The organism is Gorillibacterium massiliense (assembly GCF_000455485.1).
Lineage (GTDB): Bacteria > Bacillota > Bacilli > Paenibacillales > NBRC-103111 > Gorillibacterium > Gorillibacterium massiliense.
In genome coordinates, this window is record NZ_CBQR020000029.1 from 1 (window position 1) to 16,159 (window position 16,159).

Here is a 16,159-nt window from a genome sequence, read left to right on the forward strand (position 1 = left end):
GGAATCGGCTATAAGGTGGGGGACTAAATGGTACGCAATCGGGAAATGCTCTGGCAGCTTTTGCTCTCGATTATTCTGGTCATTTTAGGTGCAGCTGCAGGGTATAGCTATCAGACGAATGCGACGCTCCTCGTGGTGTTGCTTGGCATGCTTCTGACAGTCCTCCACTTGCTGTTCTCCTGGCGGAGATACAAGGCGATTCGCAAGCTTTCCTATGACCTGCGGGTGATTCGCGCGGGGAACTACAGTCTCGATATTCGCGACAACCGGGAAGGCGAGCTCAGCATTTTGAAGAGCGAGATTTACAAGATGACACTGACCCTATCCGAACAGGCGGAACTTCTGAAAAAGGACAAGAAGTATTTAGCCGACGCCTTATCGGACATCTCCCACCAACTGAAAACGCCGCTCACCTCCATGCTGGTGATGACCGATCTTCTCGGCAATCCGCAATTGACAGAGGATAAGCGGCGGGAGTTTCTCCGCAGTATCCGCGCCCAGTTGGACCGCATCGAATGGCTGGTTACCTCCTTGCTCAAGTTGTCCAAGATCGATGCGGGAACCATCCCATTCAAAAAAGAACGTCATCGCATCGTCGAGCTGGTGGATAAAGCGACGGCGCCGCTGCTCATTCCGATGGAGCTCAAAGAGCAGAAGCTCAACATCCAAGGGGATGCGGAGGCGGCTTTTACCGGCGATTTGAATTGGACCGCTGAGGCACTGATCAATCTTTTAAAAAATGGAGTGGAGCATACGGCCCCCGGCGGGGAAATTGCCATCCGCTACAGCGAGAATCCGCTTTATTCCGAAATTCATATCGCGGATAATGGGGGAGGCATCGATCCGGAGGATCTGCCTCATATTTTCGAACGCTTTTATAAAGGCAAGTCGGCAGCGCCGGACAGCGTCGGCATCGGGCTCGCCATGGCCCGGACCATTCTAGTGAACCAGCAGGCGGAACTTACAGTCAAGAGCGAACAAGGGAAAGGCACAGCTTTTACCGTACGGTTTTACAAGCAAATAGGACAGTGACGAAACTGTCACCTTGGCAGTCACCGGAAAGTCACCTGCAACGGATATAGTGAAGATATTACGAAAGCAGGAGGGCTTCTTTTCATGGAAATTTTACGCATTGAACACTTGTCAAAAATATACGGCAGCGGTGACACGGCAGTGAAGGCGCTGGATGATGTCTCCTTTACCGTGGAGAAAGGGCAGTTCGTGGCTATCATCGGTCCGTCGGGATCGGGCAAATCGACGCTGCTGCATATTCTCGGTGGTGTGGACCGACCTACGTCCGGCAAGCTGTTCGTGGATAACACGGACGTCTATCAATTGGATGAAAACAAGCTGGCCATCTTCCGCAGACGCCAGATCGGGCTGATATATCAGTTTTTCAATCTAATACCTGTGTTGAATGTGGAGGAAAACATCACCTTGCCGCTGCTGCTGGACAACCACAAAGTGGTGCCTGAACAGCTCAAGGAGATCGTTACCGCGTTGAACCTGGAGAACCGCTTGTCCCATCTGCCCAATCAACTGTCTGGCGGCCAGCAGCAGCGGGTATCCATCGGGCGGGCGCTGATCAACAACCCTGCCATCGTACTGGCGGATGAGCCGACTGGTAACCTGGACAGCCAGAATAGTCACGAAATCATCGAGCTGTTGAAAATGTTCAACAAACAGTACAATCAAACCCTCATCGTCATCACTCACGACGAGCGCATCGCCCTACAGGCTGACCGGATCATCACCATCGCCGACGGGCGGATCGCAAAGGATGAGGTGATCCGCAGATGAACGTCATGAACCGGCTCACCGTCCGCCACATGCGATTGAACAAAAAGCGGACTTTGGTAACCCTCTTCGGCGTTATCATCTCTGTCGCCATGCTCACAGCCGTCGCTTCTCTAGGAACTTCCTTCATAGATCTGATGAAACGCAGCACCATCGCGGAAACGGGCGATTGGCATGTCTTGTATAATGCGGTTACGTCCGATCAGCTGAAAGGGATAGAGAAAGACGGAGCAACCGCCGAAACGGCCCTCAGCCGGGATATCGGATATGCCGCTCTCGAACATCCAGCCAACGTTGATAAGCCCTATCTGTTCGTGCGGGCTTATAGTGCCGCCGGCTTCCACGATTTTTCCGTCGATCTGATCGACGGGCGGCTGCCTTCTTCGCCAGACGAAGCCGTTATCGCCGAGCATGTGCGAGCCAATGGCGGCCAGGACTATAAAATCGGCGACGTCTTGCATTTGAACGTCGGTCAGAGAGAGTCCCTGCCGGATAAAGAAAATTCGGGTAAAGGCGCCGGTGGAGATTCGGCAGCGCCTGCCGCCGAGCCGCCTACGGAGCTGTCGCAAAACAGTTCGCTTCTGAGAGACAGCGAAAACCGCATGCAGGAGCAGCTTGTCGGATTGCAAGCACGTGATTATAAAATCGTCGGGGTAATCGCCCGACCCGATTGGGAACCGACTTGGGCTCCCGGCTACACGGTGCTTTCTTATGTGGACGAAGCGCATCTGCAGCCAGGCGATACCGTCGATGCCTTTGTGAAAGTCAATAAGATCACCCCATCGATTTTCAAGCATGGAGATGAGCTGGCGAAGGAGCTATCCATATCGAATCATCAGTATAATAGTTCTCTCTTGCGATATTCCGGCGCCGTTAAAGACGACAATCTCCGCAGCGTCTTGTATTCCTTAATGGCCATCATCATGGCGATTATCATGATCGGCTCCATCTCCTTGATCTACAATGCTTTCGCCATCTCTGTCTCCGAGCGCTCCCGACACTTGGGCATGCTTTCCAGTATCGGGGCAACCCGCAAGCAAAAGCGGAGCTCTGTGTTTTTTGAGGGAGGCGTTATCGGCCTCATCAGCATCCCGCTTGGCCTTATCAGTGGTTTGGTCGGAATCGGCATCACCTTCACGGTGATCAATCCCATTCTGCAAAACGTGATGGATATCAAAGAGAAGTTCAAATTGGTCGTCTCTCCTTATTCCATATTGCTGGCGGTCGGTCTTTCGATTATCACCATCTTCGTTTCCTCGTACATTCCGGCGAGAAGGGCGTCCCGGATTTCGCCCATTGATGCGATCCGCCAAACCCAGGACATCCGGCTCACGAGCCGCAGTGTGAAAACGTCCAAGTGGACGCGGAAGCTGTTTGGTTTCGAGGCGGAGGTAGGCTTGAAGAACTTGAAGCGGAACCGGCGACGGTACCGGGCGACGGTTTTTTCCCTCATCATCAGCTTGATATTGTTTCTGTCCGTGTCGTCGTTCACTTTTTATTTGCAAAAATCCGTCAGCATCAGCCAGGATAATATGAATTTCGATATTCAGGTTTCCGCCTACAATATGGAGGAAGCCGACGTGCAAACGGTATATAGCCATATCGAGAACATGGACAAAGTGACGGAGGCTTCGCGGATATTGCGGTTCGACGCGGTGATGAACGCGACGGCGGATCAGGCAGCGGACTATTTAAAAGGGAGCGAGGAAGGCAGTTCGAACCCGGATGCGGGGATGTATCCTTATACGGTCACCATGATTGGCTTGACGAAAGATCATTTTACCCAGTATGCCAGGGAAGCCGGCGTTTCGCCCGATTCCTATTTCAACGGCGCCAAACCGGCTGCCATCGTCATCGACGCGGCTCATTTTGGCGATCCGAAAACGCGCAAGTATATCGATACGAAGGCCATCCATTTGAAAACGGGGACGATTCTTCCCCTTCTCTGGTCCAACCCCGAAACAAGCACCACGGACCGTTTCGCCGATGTGTCGGTGGGAGCCTTGACGGACAAATTGCCCATGGGCGTTGTTCATCTGGACAAGGAAAGCCGCTTTATCGCCGTTATGCCCATGGATACGCTTGACGCTCTGAGAAAGAGCGCAAAAGCCGTCGGCAATCTGTCAACAAGTCTTTATCTGAAAAGCGGCGATCCTATCGGGCTGCAAAACGACATCGAGAAATGGAGAAGCAATCAAAGCAGCAATCCGGTTCTGACCATCTGGAATGTGTACAAAAGCAGGCAGCAGGACCAGCAGATGATGACGATCATGTCTATCTTCACGTATGGGTTTGTGTCCCTCATTACCGCTATTTCTGTCTCCAACATCTTCAATACTATTTCCACCAGCATTTCCTTGCGCAAGCGGGAATTCGCCATGCTGCGCTCTGTCGGTATGACGCCGAAAGGCTTCAACAAAATGATCCGCTTCGAAAGCCTCTTTTATGGAATAAAAGCTTTGCTGTACGGGCTGCCGCTGAGCTTCGGCGCGATGCTGCTGCTCTACAAGGCGCTATCCGGCAGCTTCTCGTTCCGCTTTACCGTTCCGTGGGGAAGCGTAGGAATCGCGGTATTGGCCGTGTTCCTGGTCGTAGGAGCTTCCATGCTGTATTCCGGCTCTAAGGTGCGCAAAGAAAACATTCTCGACGGGTTGCGTACAGAAAATATTTAACGATCTTCAGAATGTCAAAAACGCCTCTGTTCCTCCGGCAGTAAGCCGGCGAGACAGAGGCGCTTCTTTTATTGATGCGGATAAGTTTTGGACTAAACCTGATGTGGAATGGCCACGTTCGGGTCGACATCAGCTTCGTAGTCGACGCCCTTAGCTTCAAAGCCGAACAACTGGAAGAAATCTCTGCGGTAGCCTTCCAGATCGGACAAGTCGTTCACGTTGTCCGTTTCCAGAGCAGCCCAGCGCTTCATGACTTCCTCTTGCACGTCGCTGCGCATTTCCCAATCGTCGATGCGAATCAGGCGGTCTTTTTCATGGGTGCCGTCTTTCCGGTACAGGTGCTCGGAAAACAGGCGGTACATTTGCTGGATGCAGTTTTCATGCAATCCTTTGTCCTTCATGACTTTGTAGAGAGCGGAGATGTACAGCGGCACGACGGGAATCGCGGAGCTGGACTGGGTGACAAGAGCTTTGTTGACGGAAACGTAAGCTTGTCCGCCAGTTGCAGCCAATTGGTCGTTCAGCAGGTTCGCAACTCGTTCCAAGTCATTCTTAGCTTGGCCGATGGTGCCTTCCTTGTAAATCGGATGGGTAATCTCCGGGCCGATATAGGAATAGGCGACGGTGGTTGCCCCTTCGGCGAGAACGCCGGCTGCCTGCAGCTGATCGATCCACATCTTCCAGTCTTCACCGCCCATGACGGCGATGGTTTGGCGCACTTCGTCCTCCGTTGCCGGTTCGACGGTAACCGTAGAAATCTCGCCGGTATGGAAGTTCAGCGTTTTATTGGTATACGCTTCGTCTACCGGTTTGATAACGGACGAGAAGGTTTCGCCGGTAACAGGGTGGGTACGGCGGGGCGAAGCGATGCTGTACACAACCAAATCGATGGAGCCCAGCTCGGTTTTGATCAAGTCGATGGTTTTTTCCTTGATGGCGTCGGAGAAGGCGTCGCCGACGATGCTGAAGGATTTAAGGCCAAGCTCTTCGGCTTGTTTTTCAAAAGCGGCTGAATTGTACCAGCCGGCTGAGGCCGTGCGAGTTCCTTCCGCTGCTTTGTCGAAGAAGACGCCAATGGTATTGGCGCCAGCGCCGAAGGCTGCGGCGATGCGAGAGGCCAGTCCGTAGCCGGTGGATGCTCCAACGACCAGAACGTTGGCGGGACCGTCAATCTTTTGCTGAGACTTCACATATTCCATTTGTTCCTTGACCTGCTGGGCGCAGCCGTCGGGATGAGCCGTCGTGCAGATAAATCCGCGGGTTTTAGGCGCAATGATCATGTATATTACCCTCTCTCTTTTATGTATTTTTGCTGCCGACCGCTTTTGTTGAAAGGGAGAAGACGAGCTTGAGCGATCTCAAAAGGATTTTACCATGACCAGGTCCTAATGATCAAAGGGTTTCGCGAATGGGCACTACCGATTGACTTGCGACGGGGGAGAAGGTACACTGAAGCATATTAGTAATTTAGTAAATAAGTAACTCGATTGGAGGCGATAAAAATGAAGATCCCCACGACTTTGAAGCATAAACCAGTGATCGTGTCGGAAAATTATGAGCAGGTGGATGGCCGGTATGTCGGCAACACAGATGCGAAAGGACTTTCTTTGGGGCTGGCCCAGTGGAATGATCGGGGAAAGGTGGAAATCTCGGCAAAAGTATGGCGGTACACCGGGGAAAAATGGTCCCGGCAATCGGAGGAGCTGCCTCTCCATCGTGTGTTGGACTTGGCAATTCTCATCGGACGCTCCATGGAGTATCTCCGCGAGTCGTACCGTCACGAGCATTTGTATGACCCAGAGAATCCGGTCATCGACCGCGTCGGTATGCAGGGAGATGCCATGACGGTGTCCGTATGCACCGATAACGAGAAAATTAACGAGGACATCAAGCTGTTCGCCCAAGCCCTTCGCGCCGATGACGAAATGATTGGAGAGCGACTATCCGTCCTTTCCCGTATCCTCAAAGAAATGGGCTACTGACATACGATTACAAAACGAAAGCAGCCGCCAGGTTTGGCGGCTTTTTTATGTAATAGAAGTTGAACCATTAAGGAGTAACGATCGAAGGAGGAATGGAGGACATTTTGTCTGGAGGAGCGTTAGCGTTCGCCTTTGTTTTCGGATTTCATCCGCTATAAACAGTTCAAATCAAGAAATCTGAAAACAACAGCGACCGGAAGACAAAATGATCCGCAGTTCCACCGTAACGATTGTTACAATCCTTCGTTCAACTTATATCCTTCCCGTGCCGCCAATCGTTTGCTGCTTACGTTCACCATGATCCTGCGGACCAGCTTGACGAATTGGCCGACGAGCAGAGCGGAGATCACCGTGCCTTCCCTTAAGCCCTGCATGGAACCGAAGGCAAGAAGCGAGAGGAGCAGAGCGATGGCGACGAGGCTCCAATCGAATATCATTTTTACGTTACCGAATTCGGCTTTCGTCCGGTCAGCCAGCACTTTGACGATGCCCTCCGCAGGATTCAAGACGGTACCAGCGGCGATTTGCACATTGACGCCTATAGCGAGCATGAAGCAACCGGCTACTAAGGCAATGATTTTTTCCCAATAGTCCGGAAAGCTTGCATGGGACAGAACGGCCATGCCCGCATCGACGAAATAACCGAAGATGAGGCCGACAGCAATCTGCAGGTAGTCCCGTAGTGGCATACGGCCGCGGAGTAGAACGGCTTGCAGGAGCACAAACAGGATGCATATAACAAAAGTAAACATCCCGAAGGAAAGAGGGAATTTCAAGCTGAGCACATAGGGGACGCTGGAAATCGGGGAAGTGCCGATATCCGCTTTCGTGATAAGGGCGATTCCCAAGCCCATGAGAAACAGACCGGCAAAGAAGATAAAATAACGTTTAAGTAAGTTCATAAATTCCATTATACCTTTGCTTCTTTATAATAAAAAATATATATTTAGTGATAAATCGATAACGTATTTGATATAAGGCGGGATTTCATTTGGACTTGCTGCAGCTTACCTATTTTCAAAAAGTTGCCCGTTTAGAGCACATGACGAAGGCGGCCCGTGAGCTGAATGTCGCTCAGCCCGCACTCAGTATGGCCATTGCAAGGTTGGAAAGCGATCTTGGCGTCCCGCTGTTTGACCGGCACGGCCGGCAGATTCGGCTCAACGCCTACGGGAAAGCTTTTCTTGCGAGAACGGACACGGCGCTAACGGCGCTGGAAGAAGGACGGCGGGAGCTGGCCGATATGACCGGTTTGGAGCACGGGCAGATCACGTTGGCAGTGACTACATTGAACCGCATTTCCGAGTTGTTGGGCGCCTTTCTTACCCGGTATCCCGATGTCCGCTTTCGTGTCACCCAAGCCCCATCGGAAGAGAAGAAGTCACAGCTCTTGGAAAAAGGCGACATCGATTTCTTTTTCTCCTATATGCCACTTCAGCATCCCGAGATTAACTGCCTGCCGTTGTTTACGGAAAGTATCCTTCTAGCCGTCCCGCCTTCACACCCTCTTGCTGGCCTGACAAGTGTCCGTTTGCAGGATGTGGCGGAGGAATCCTTTGTCAGCCTGAAAACCGGATACAGCTTCCGCGATATAACGGATAGCTACTGCCGGGAGGCGGGGTTTACTCCGTCTATCGTATGCGTTGGTGATGAACCGGCGGCGATTCAAGGCTTAGTGCGGGCAGGGCTCGGCATCGCCTTTCAGCCTGTAGCGGCTGCTCATAATGAAGCAGAGGCGTCCGGGCTACATTTTCTGGAAATTTCCGAACCGGCTTGCCGGTGGACGCTGCACCTGCTATGGCGGAAAGAGCATTATTTATCCAAAGCCGCCCGGCACTTTCACAATTTTGCCGTCGATTATTACAAAGGAGATCAGGAGGAGAATCCATGACTCTGCAGCAGTTGAAATACATCATAGAAGTGGCGAACCGCGGTTCCATGAACGAAGCGGCGAAGCGGTTGTTCATTACCCAGCCTAGTCTGTCCAACGCTATCCGTGAATTGGAGGAGGAGCTGCGGCTGACCATTTTCGAACGATCCAATAAAGGCATAACCTTGACCCGGGAAGGCGTCGAGTTTTTGGGCTATGCCCGGCAGGTAGTGGAGCAAGCGGAGCTGCTCGAAAGCAAGTACTTGCACGCCCAACCATCGCCCCAGCATTTTTCTGTGTCCACCCAGCATTACGCATTCGCGGTAAACGCCTTTGTCAGTTTGGTACGGGAATACGGCCAGGATGAATATGAGCTGGCGCTGAGGGAAACGAAGACTCACGACATTATTGAAGACGTCAAAAGCATGCGCAGTGAAATTGGCATCCTCTACGTCAACGAATTCAATGAAAAAGTGATCAACAAGCTGCTGCGTGCTGCCAATTTGCAGTTTACCCGCTTGTTTACGGCGAAACCGCATATTTTTATTAGCGTGAACAACCCGTTGGCGAAGGAAAAAAGTGTAGCCATCAGCCAATTGAATCAATATCCGTATTTGAGCTTCGATCAGGGGGAGTACAATTCGTTTCATTTTGCGGAAGAGATATTAAGCACCATGGCGCATAAAAAGAGTATCCGTGTCCACGACCGGGCGACCCTGTTCAACCTGCTTATCGGGCTCAACGGCTACACCATTTCCACCGGGGTGCTGAGCGCGGACTTGAACGGCAACGAAATCATCCCCGTGCCGCTGGAATGCGAGGAAACCATCCATGTCGGCTGGATATCCCAGAAAAACAAAGTGTTGACGAAGCTGGGAGCCGCCTATGTGGAAGCCCTTGGTCGGGCGGTTGGCCAAGCGTAAGCTTTTTTACCTTCGTTATAGCCTTAGGCTATATCCAGATATGCAATAATCGAATTACTTTATGCTGCCAAAAATATGATACCTTCTTTACTAATAAAGAACGAGGAGCGATCATGATGAAGAGCAGCGTATTGGGTTATCCGCGTATAGGTGCCGACAGGGAATGGAAGAAGGCGCTGGAAGCCTTTTGGGCAGGCAAGCTGGCGGAGGGTGATTTTCTTCAGCGTCTGAAGGAGATCCGCTTAAACCATCTGCAAAAGCAGCTGAATAAAGGGATCGACCTCATTCCTGTGGGCGATTTCAGTTTTTACGATCATATATTGGATACGGCGGCCATGTTCGGCTTGATTCCCCAACGTTTTAACTATAAAGGCGGCGTTGTTCCGTTGTCCGTTTATTACGGCGTTGCCCGGGGAACGGCGGAAGCGGCTGCAAGCGAAATGACCAAATGGTTCAATACCAATTATCACTATATTGTGCCGGAGCTTCAGGGAGCGACTCCGTCGCTGACCGAAAACAAGCCTTTGGCGGCCTACCGCGAGGCAAAGGCGGAGCTGGGGATTGCAGGAAAACCGGTAATCGTCGGTCCGCTTACCTTTCTGAAATTATCCAAAGGCTACGATTCGTCTGAATTCGATGCATGGCTTGACCGTTTGCTTCCTCTTTATGTGCAAATTTTGCGAGAGCTGGAGCAAGAGGGAGTGGAGTGGGTCCAAATGGATGAGCCGATCCTTGTCACCCATACGGACGATGAAGATGTGAAGCGGCTGGGGCAGATTTATTCGACATTCACAAAAGCTGCGCCGAAGCTGAACATCATGCTGCAAACGTATTTTGAATCGGTGGAGCGGTATGGCGACATCGTCAAGCTGCCGGTGAAAGGCATCGGGCTTGATTTTGTTCACGGATATAAGGGCAATCTTCAAGCACTGCAAGCGCTGGGCTTCCCGGCGGACAAGGTTTTGGGTGCTGGGGTGATCGACGGCCGCGGCATTTGGAAAGCCTCTTTGCAAGAAAAGCAAACCCTCCTTCAAACCTTGGAGAAAATCGTTCCGGCAGACCGGATCATCGTTCAGTCCTCCTGCAGTCTGCTGCACGTGCCGGTGTCTGTGGACCGGGAAACCAAGCTGTCGCCGGTTTTACGCGACGCGCTTGCTTTTGCCGACGAAAAGCTGGATGAACTGGCGCTGCTTACGCGTACTCTCGGTGGAACCTCGGCTGCAGCCGAGCTGAAGAAGCATGATCAAGATCTGATCGGCCTTCGCGATTCGGAGGAACGCAACCGCCAGGATATCCGCCAAGCCGTTGCCGGGATTCGTTCTGTCGAGCCGAAGCGTTCCGAGCCTTTTGCCAAGCGGTATGCCGCTCAACAGGCGAAGTGGCAGCTGCCGCTTTTGCCGACGACGACCATCGGCAGCTTCCCGCAATCTGCGGAAGTACGGAAAGCGCGGCAGCTTTGGCGCAAGGGTGAATGGAGCCAGAGCCAGTATGATGCCTACATCCAGGAGCAAATCGATATCTGGATCAAGCTGCAGGAAGAAATCGGGCTCGACGTGTTGGTGCACGGCGAGTTTGAACGTACGGATATGGTCGAATTCTTCGGTGAGAAGCTGGCCGGGTTCGCCTTTACCCAAAACGGATGGGTACAATCCTACGGCTCCCGCTGCGTGAAGCCGCCGGTGATTTACGGTGACGTAGCTTTTACCGGGGATATGACCGTAGAAGAAACCCGTTATGCCCAATCCAAGACGAACCGCCCCGTGAAGGGAATGCTGACGGGACCGATCACCATTATGAACTGGTCCTTCGTCCGTGACGATATTCCCCGGGAAGAGATCGCCTACCAATTGGCTTATGCCTTGAGACAAGAAGTGGAAGCACTCGAAAAAGCGGGCATCGGGATGATTCAGGTCGATGAGCCGGCGGTACGGGAAGGCCTGCCTCTAAAGGAAACCGAAAAAGCCGGTTATCTGGAATGGGCGGTCAGGGCATTCCGCATCACCACCAGCACGGTGCAGGACTCCACCCAGATTCACACCCATATGTGCTATTGCGAATTCCACGACATGATCGATTCCATCCAAGACATGGATGCCGACGTCATTTCCATCGAAACGTCCCGCAGCCACGGTGAATTGATTCATAGCTTTGAGCAAAATCAATACGGCCTTGGTATCGGTCTAGGGGTTTACGACATCCATAGCCCCCGGGTACCCGCCGTCGAAGAAATGACGAGCATGATCGACCGGGCTCTCCGGGTTTTGGATCCTCAGCTGTTCTGGATCAACCCGGACTGCGGGCTGAAAACTCGCGGCCGCGAGGAAACCGTCCAGGCGTTGCGGAACATGGTGGAAGCGACGCGAATTGCCCGCGATAAACAATCGGCGCTCAAATAGAAAAGGGGCAGATTAGCTGTCCTCAGGCTGTTGGGAAAGTCCCGGCAGCCTGTTTATTTTGCAGACGGTTCGGACTGAGACTCGTGTTTCGGTTTCGTCTCGTCAGCTAAAATTTCCTGACGGACAGGTACGCTTGCCAGCGACCACCACCAGTCGGTGTCGATTTGATGGGTTGGTGCTCCCCGTACCATTATCAGACCGGGGGCGGAATGCGTTGACAAAAGGCAAAGGAATTTTTATAGTGGGGTTAGGTTAAACGTTTACTCTATTTTGGGCGGCGAAGATAATGGATCAAGATACGCATGTACCGACAATTAAAGATGTGGCAAAAAAGGCGAATGTTTCGGCAGCTACCGTGTCCAGAGTGCTGCATAACCTGTCCGGCTTTTCGGACAGAACGAAACGCAAGGTGCTTCAGGTCGCCGAAGAGCTCGGCTACCGGCCAAATGCAATTGCTAGGGGGCTTGTCAACAAGCGGACGCAGACGATCGGCGTCTTGTTTCCCAATGTTTCCGGCGGCTTCTCGACCGATATCCTGCATGGCATGGAGGAAGCGGCCCACGAGAACGGGTTCAGCATTATCGTCTGCAACACGGCCCGGGACGGAGAGCGAACGATGAAATATTTGCAGGTGCTTCGGGAGAAACAGGTGGACGGTATCATTTTCGCCAGTCAGGTTATCAAAGACGATTACGTAACCGAGCTTGCCGCGATGCGGGTACCGGTTGTGCTCGTCAATACCCTGGCCTCCAAGGATTCCATCCCCTATGTAAAAGTCGACGACCAACAAGCGGCTTATCAGGCGACAACCTATTTGATACAGAACGGTCACCGGGAGATCGCCATGATCGCCGGGACTCTCGGCGACCGGCTTACCGGGTTGCCGCGACTTAAGGGTTATCGTCAGGCTCTTGAGGATCACGGCATTCCTTTTTCCGAATCGCGGGTGGCTTATGGCGATTTTCAATTGGAAGGCGGCCGGAGTGCCATGGAAAAGCTGCTCTCGGAAGCGCCGCCCTTCACGGCTTTGTTCGCTGCCAGCGACGAGATGGCCATCGGAGCGATGGGGGTGGCGTTTGAGGGGGGAATCAAGATCCCCCGGGATCTGTCCATCATCGGGTATGATGATTTGATCGTGTCGCGAATGATCTATCCGCCCCTTACGACGATTCATCAGCCTCTTGCTTTGATGGGGCGGTCGGCGTTGGAGATGCTTATCGCACTCATAGGCGGAAAACAGGAAGTATCCAATCGGATTGTCCAGCATCGCTTGGTGGAAAGAGGGACGGTTCGACCGTTAGCCCGGGATTAGTTTCAGTCAGAGCCGTCAGAGTATCTCTTTGAATTACTGCGCTTCCGTTTAAAACTGGGAATGTTTCGTTACGTATAGAGAGTAAACGTTTACTCTCTATATCAATCCATAATCAACGATCATCAAGGAGCGATGTCAATGAATGCAGAATGGTGGAAAACGACAGTTGTTTATCAGGTCTATCCTAGGAGCTTCCAGGATAGCGACGGAGACGGAATCGGCGATCTCCGCGGAATGATCGGCCGCTTGGATTATTTGAAGGAGCTAGGCATCGGCGCCATCTGGTTAAGCCCCGTCTACAAGTCGCCGAATGACGATAACGGCTACGATATCAGCGATTACCGGGATATCATGACCGAATTTGGGACGATGGACGACATGGAGGAGCTGATCCGCGAGGCGGCTGCTAGGGGGATCAAGATCGTGATGGATCTGGTCGTGAATCATACCTCCGATGAGCACCCGTGGTTTATCGAATCCCGTGAAAGCAAGGATAATGACTACCGGGACTATTACATATGGCGGGATCCCGTCAACGGCGAAGCTCCCAATTCGCTGCGGTCGATCTTCAGCGGCTCCGCCTGGCAATACGATGAGCCAAGCGGACAATATTACTTGCATTTATTCAGCAAAAAACAACCCGATTTGAATTGGGAAAACCCGAATGTCCGCCAGGAAGTTTGGGATATGATGAACTTTTGGCTGGAAAAGGGTGTCGGCGGCTTCCGGATGGACGTAATCGATCTCGTCGGAAAAGTACCGGATGAGGAAATTACCGGAAACGGTCCTAAGCTGCACGACTATTTGCAGGAGATGCACCGCGAGACTTTTGGCAAGTACGATGTTATGACGGTGGGAGAGACGTGGGGGGCGACACCTGAGATCGCCAAGCTCTATTCGGACCCGAAGCGCAAAGAATTGTCGATGGTCTTTCAATTTGAACATATCGGTTTGGATCAGCAGGAAGGAAAGGAAAAGTGGGATTGGAAAGCTCTGCCGGTCGGTGAATTGAAAAGGGTGCTCAGCAAATGGCAAACCGCGCTGGGTGATGAAGGTTGGAACAGCCTTTTTTGGAACAATCACGATCTGCCACGAATTGTGTCCCGCTGGGGAAACGACAAGGAATTGCGTGTGGAAAGCGCAAAGATGTTTGCCATTCTATTGCATCTGATGAAGGGAACGCCTTACATCTATCAAGGGGAAGAAATCGGCATGACCAATTGTCCGGTCTCGGATATAGCAGAGGTTTCGGATATCGAGAGCCTTAACATGTACCGGGAGCGTTTGGAGGCTGGCTACAGTAAAGAGGAGATCATCATCTCTATCAACGCAAAAGGACGGGACAACGCCCGGACGCCGATGCAATGGGACGCTTCGGAGAATGCAGGTTTTTCCACTGGCCGCCCGTGGCTGCGTGTTAATCCCAACTACACGGAAATCAATGTCGCGGCGGATCTGGCCGATCCGGATTCCGTCTTTCATTGCTACCGGAGATTGATCGAGCTGAGAAAATTAAACCCGATCGTCGCCTGGGGTGACTACGAATTGGTGGAGGACGTTCCGGAGCAAGTTTTCATGTATGTGCGTCGGTATGAAGGCCTAGCTTGGGTAGTCGCGGCTAACTTTGGAGCAAGCCAATCGACCGTGGAAATACCGCGTTTTGGGGATAGCGGGGAAGTGATTATCGATAACTATGGCCGGTCGGTTGTTGATTTCTCCCACCTTGTCCTGAGGCCGTATGAAGCTCTCGCGGTTCGGCTTTTGCGGGAATAGACCTGTGTGGTGTTATTCAATGAATCAAACCTGATCGACGGAAGTGAAGTAACGATTACAAACGGGAGATTGCTAAGCGGAACCCCCATCATCAATGAACTTTCATAAGAGAACCGCCGTATGCGGTCCCGCGTGTACGGTGGTGTGTTGGTTTGACAAAAAACTTGCCACCAGAAAAGAGAACGATTACTATTTGCCGTAGATGAACAATCATCTGCGGCTTTTTATTTTATTTGATGGATGTAGGTAGGTGGAAAATTGATGGTTTCGACGCAAACGGAAGTTTCCAATTGGCGCGGCTATAAGCGGTACGACTTTCAGGTATCTGGCAGAGAGTCGATTCTCATCTGTCCGGCTGAATCGGCGGAGGGAAAACCGTGGATTTGGCGCACGGAGTTTTTTGACGCCTTTGCCCAGGCGGACATGGCGCTTGTGGAGCGGGGGTGGCATCTGGCATATTGCAACTTTCAGGATATGTACGGCTGCCCGGAAGCTACTCTGGGCATGCATCATTTTCAAGACTATATCGAGTCAACTTTTGGTTTAGCGGATAAGGCAGCGTTGTTCGGCTTCAGCCGCGGCGGTTTGTACGCCTTTAACTATGCGGTTCGGTATCCGGAGAAGGTTGCTGCGCTCTATCTGGATGCACCGGTGCTGGATATTCGCAGTTGGCCGGGAGGCAACGGCAAGCGAACAGGCTACGAGAAGGAGTGGCGGGAATGTCTGCACTGCTACGGCTTGTCGGAAGAGCAAGCAGCGTATTTTAAAGGCAATCCCTTGGATCATATTCAAGAGGTGGCGGCAGCCGGCATTCCCATCCTGCTCGTTGCCGGAGATGCCGACGAACCGGTGCCTTTTGGGGAAAATGGCGCGATTCTCACGTCTCGATACCGGGAGCTGGGAGGCGAGATACAGGACATCTTGAAACCGGGGGTCGGGCATCACCCCCATTCCTTGGAGGACCCGGAACCGATCGTCGATTTCATCGTGCGCCATTCTGGAAAGCGTATATAAGCTTAAACGAGGAGAGGTTCTTTGGAACTTCTCCTTTTTTGCGTCAGCTCCTTTCCTAGCGTATATGCGGAGCGTTGGTCAGCCAATCTAATGAACACTCCGATGCTCCGCGGCGCTCTGGAACAGTTCGGTTTCAAAGAGGAAACCTATGCGCCGCAGTTGAGCTTGCTCAACCGCTTCGGCAAGGGCAGGGAAGTCGCCCAAGCAAGCTTGTGGCTTGCTTCGGATCAGTCGTCTTATGTGACCGGCACCACTCTGCACGTCGATGCCGGCTATACCAACCGTTAATTGGCGTGTGTCTTTCGTCATGCCGGAATCTTTAAAATGCTAAAAAACCCGCTGTTTATGCGGGTTTTTTCTTTTCTCATAGTCTTATACCCCGCAAAACGAAGCGGCGAGAGTTGCGGAGCGGACTGAGCC

General features: G+C 52.3%; 14 protein-coding genes. 11 read left to right on the plus strand and 3 right to left on the minus strand.

Features of this window, described 5'->3' with window-relative positions:
* The first annotated feature begins 27 nt into the window (after positions 1 to 27).
* From TJ79_RS03295 to TJ79_RS03305, 3 genes are all read left to right on the plus strand, one after another.
* Positions 28 to 1,032 carry a sensor histidine kinase gene (locus tag TJ79_RS03295; protein ID WP_040948870.1) on the plus strand — a complete coding sequence of 335 codons (1,005 nt, stop codon included), beginning with the start codon at positions 28 to 30 and terminating at the stop codon, positions 1,030 to 1,032.
* An 84-nt stretch (positions 1,033 to 1,116) separates the two neighbouring features.
* The gene (locus tag TJ79_RS03300) at positions 1,117 to 1,800 is read left to right on the plus strand and encodes an ABC transporter ATP-binding protein (protein ID WP_040948871.1); all 684 of its coding nucleotides are present in this window, start codon (positions 1,117 to 1,119) and stop codon (positions 1,798 to 1,800) included.
* Positions 1,797 to 4,469, plus strand: a complete 2,673-nt coding sequence (locus TJ79_RS03305; protein WP_040948872.1) for an FtsX-like permease family protein — start codon at positions 1,797 to 1,799, stop codon at positions 4,467 to 4,469. The genes TJ79_RS03300 and TJ79_RS03305 overlap by 4 nt, the downstream gene beginning before the upstream one ends.
* A 92-nt stretch (positions 4,470 to 4,561) precedes the next feature.
* On the opposite strand, the gene fabV is transcribed toward TJ79_RS03305, so the two are convergent.
* Positions 4,562 to 5,749, minus strand: coding sequence for an enoyl-ACP reductase FabV (gene fabV, locus TJ79_RS03310; RefSeq protein WP_040948873.1), 1,188 nt, complete (start codon positions 5,747 to 5,749; stop codon positions 4,562 to 4,564).
* Between the two features lie 222 nt (positions 5,750 to 5,971).
* Between fabV and TJ79_RS03315 the strand changes: the two genes are divergently transcribed.
* Positions 5,972 to 6,451 carry a DUF6530 family protein gene (locus tag TJ79_RS03315; RefSeq protein ID WP_040948874.1) on the plus strand — a complete coding sequence of 160 codons (480 nt, stop codon included), beginning with the start codon at positions 5,972 to 5,974 and terminating at the stop codon, positions 6,449 to 6,451.
* 233 nt (positions 6,452 to 6,684) lie between these two features.
* Here TJ79_RS03315 and TJ79_RS03320 read toward each other — a convergent pair whose 3' ends face one another.
* Positions 6,685 to 7,353 (minus strand): YczE/YyaS/YitT family protein, encoded by a 669-nt coding sequence (locus tag TJ79_RS03320; protein WP_052339216.1) that lies wholly within the window; start codon positions 7,351 to 7,353, stop codon positions 6,685 to 6,687.
* Positions 7,354 to 7,442: 89 nt separating this feature from the next.
* Here TJ79_RS03320 and TJ79_RS03325 point away from each other — a divergent pair, with 89 nt between their 5' ends.
* The 3 genes from TJ79_RS03325 (at position 7,443) to metE (ending at position 11,640) form a co-directional block, all read left to right on the plus strand.
* Positions 7,443 to 8,342, plus strand: coding sequence for a LysR family transcriptional regulator (locus TJ79_RS03325; protein WP_040948875.1), 900 nt, complete (start codon positions 7,443 to 7,445; stop codon positions 8,340 to 8,342).
* On the plus strand, positions 8,339 to 9,244 hold the full coding sequence (locus TJ79_RS03330) for a LysR family transcriptional regulator (protein ID WP_040948876.1): 906 nt from the start codon (positions 8,339 to 8,341) through the stop codon (positions 9,242 to 9,244). Before TJ79_RS03325 ends, TJ79_RS03330 begins: the two co-directional genes overlap by 4 nt.
* Before the next feature lie 113 nt (positions 9,245 to 9,357).
* Entirely contained in the window at positions 9,358 to 11,640 is a 2,283-nt protein-coding gene (gene metE, locus TJ79_RS03335; protein WP_040948877.1) for a 5-methyltetrahydropteroyltriglutamate--homocysteine S-methyltransferase, read from the plus strand.
* A gap of 53 nt (positions 11,641 to 11,693) precedes the next feature.
* Here the strand turns inward: metE and TJ79_RS27890 are convergent, their stop codons facing one another.
* A complete protein-coding gene (locus TJ79_RS27890; RefSeq protein WP_238322759.1) occupies positions 11,694 to 11,861 on the minus strand; it encodes a hypothetical protein in 168 nt (55 codons plus the stop codon).
* Between the two features lie 65 nt (positions 11,862 to 11,926).
* Here TJ79_RS27890 and TJ79_RS03340 point away from each other — a divergent pair, with 65 nt between their 5' ends.
* The 4 genes from TJ79_RS03340 (at position 11,927) to TJ79_RS03355 (ending at position 16,027) form a co-directional block, all read left to right on the plus strand.
* On the plus strand, positions 11,927 to 12,952 hold the full coding sequence (locus TJ79_RS03340; RefSeq protein ID WP_040948878.1) for a LacI family DNA-binding transcriptional regulator: 1,026 nt from the start codon (positions 11,927 to 11,929) through the stop codon (positions 12,950 to 12,952).
* A gap of 138 nt (positions 12,953 to 13,090) precedes the next feature.
* A complete protein-coding gene (locus tag TJ79_RS03345) occupies positions 13,091 to 14,725 on the plus strand; it encodes a glycoside hydrolase family 13 protein (protein WP_040948879.1) in 1,635 nt (544 codons plus the stop codon).
* A gap of 261 nt (positions 14,726 to 14,986) precedes the next feature.
* Positions 14,987 to 15,739, plus strand: coding sequence for an alpha/beta hydrolase family protein (locus TJ79_RS03350; protein WP_040948880.1), 753 nt, complete (start codon positions 14,987 to 14,989; stop codon positions 15,737 to 15,739).
* Between the two features lie 21 nt (positions 15,740 to 15,760).
* A complete protein-coding gene (locus TJ79_RS03355; RefSeq protein ID WP_040948881.1) occupies positions 15,761 to 16,027 on the plus strand; it encodes an SDR family oxidoreductase in 267 nt (88 codons plus the stop codon).
* Positions 16,028 to 16,159: the final 132 nt, after the last annotated feature.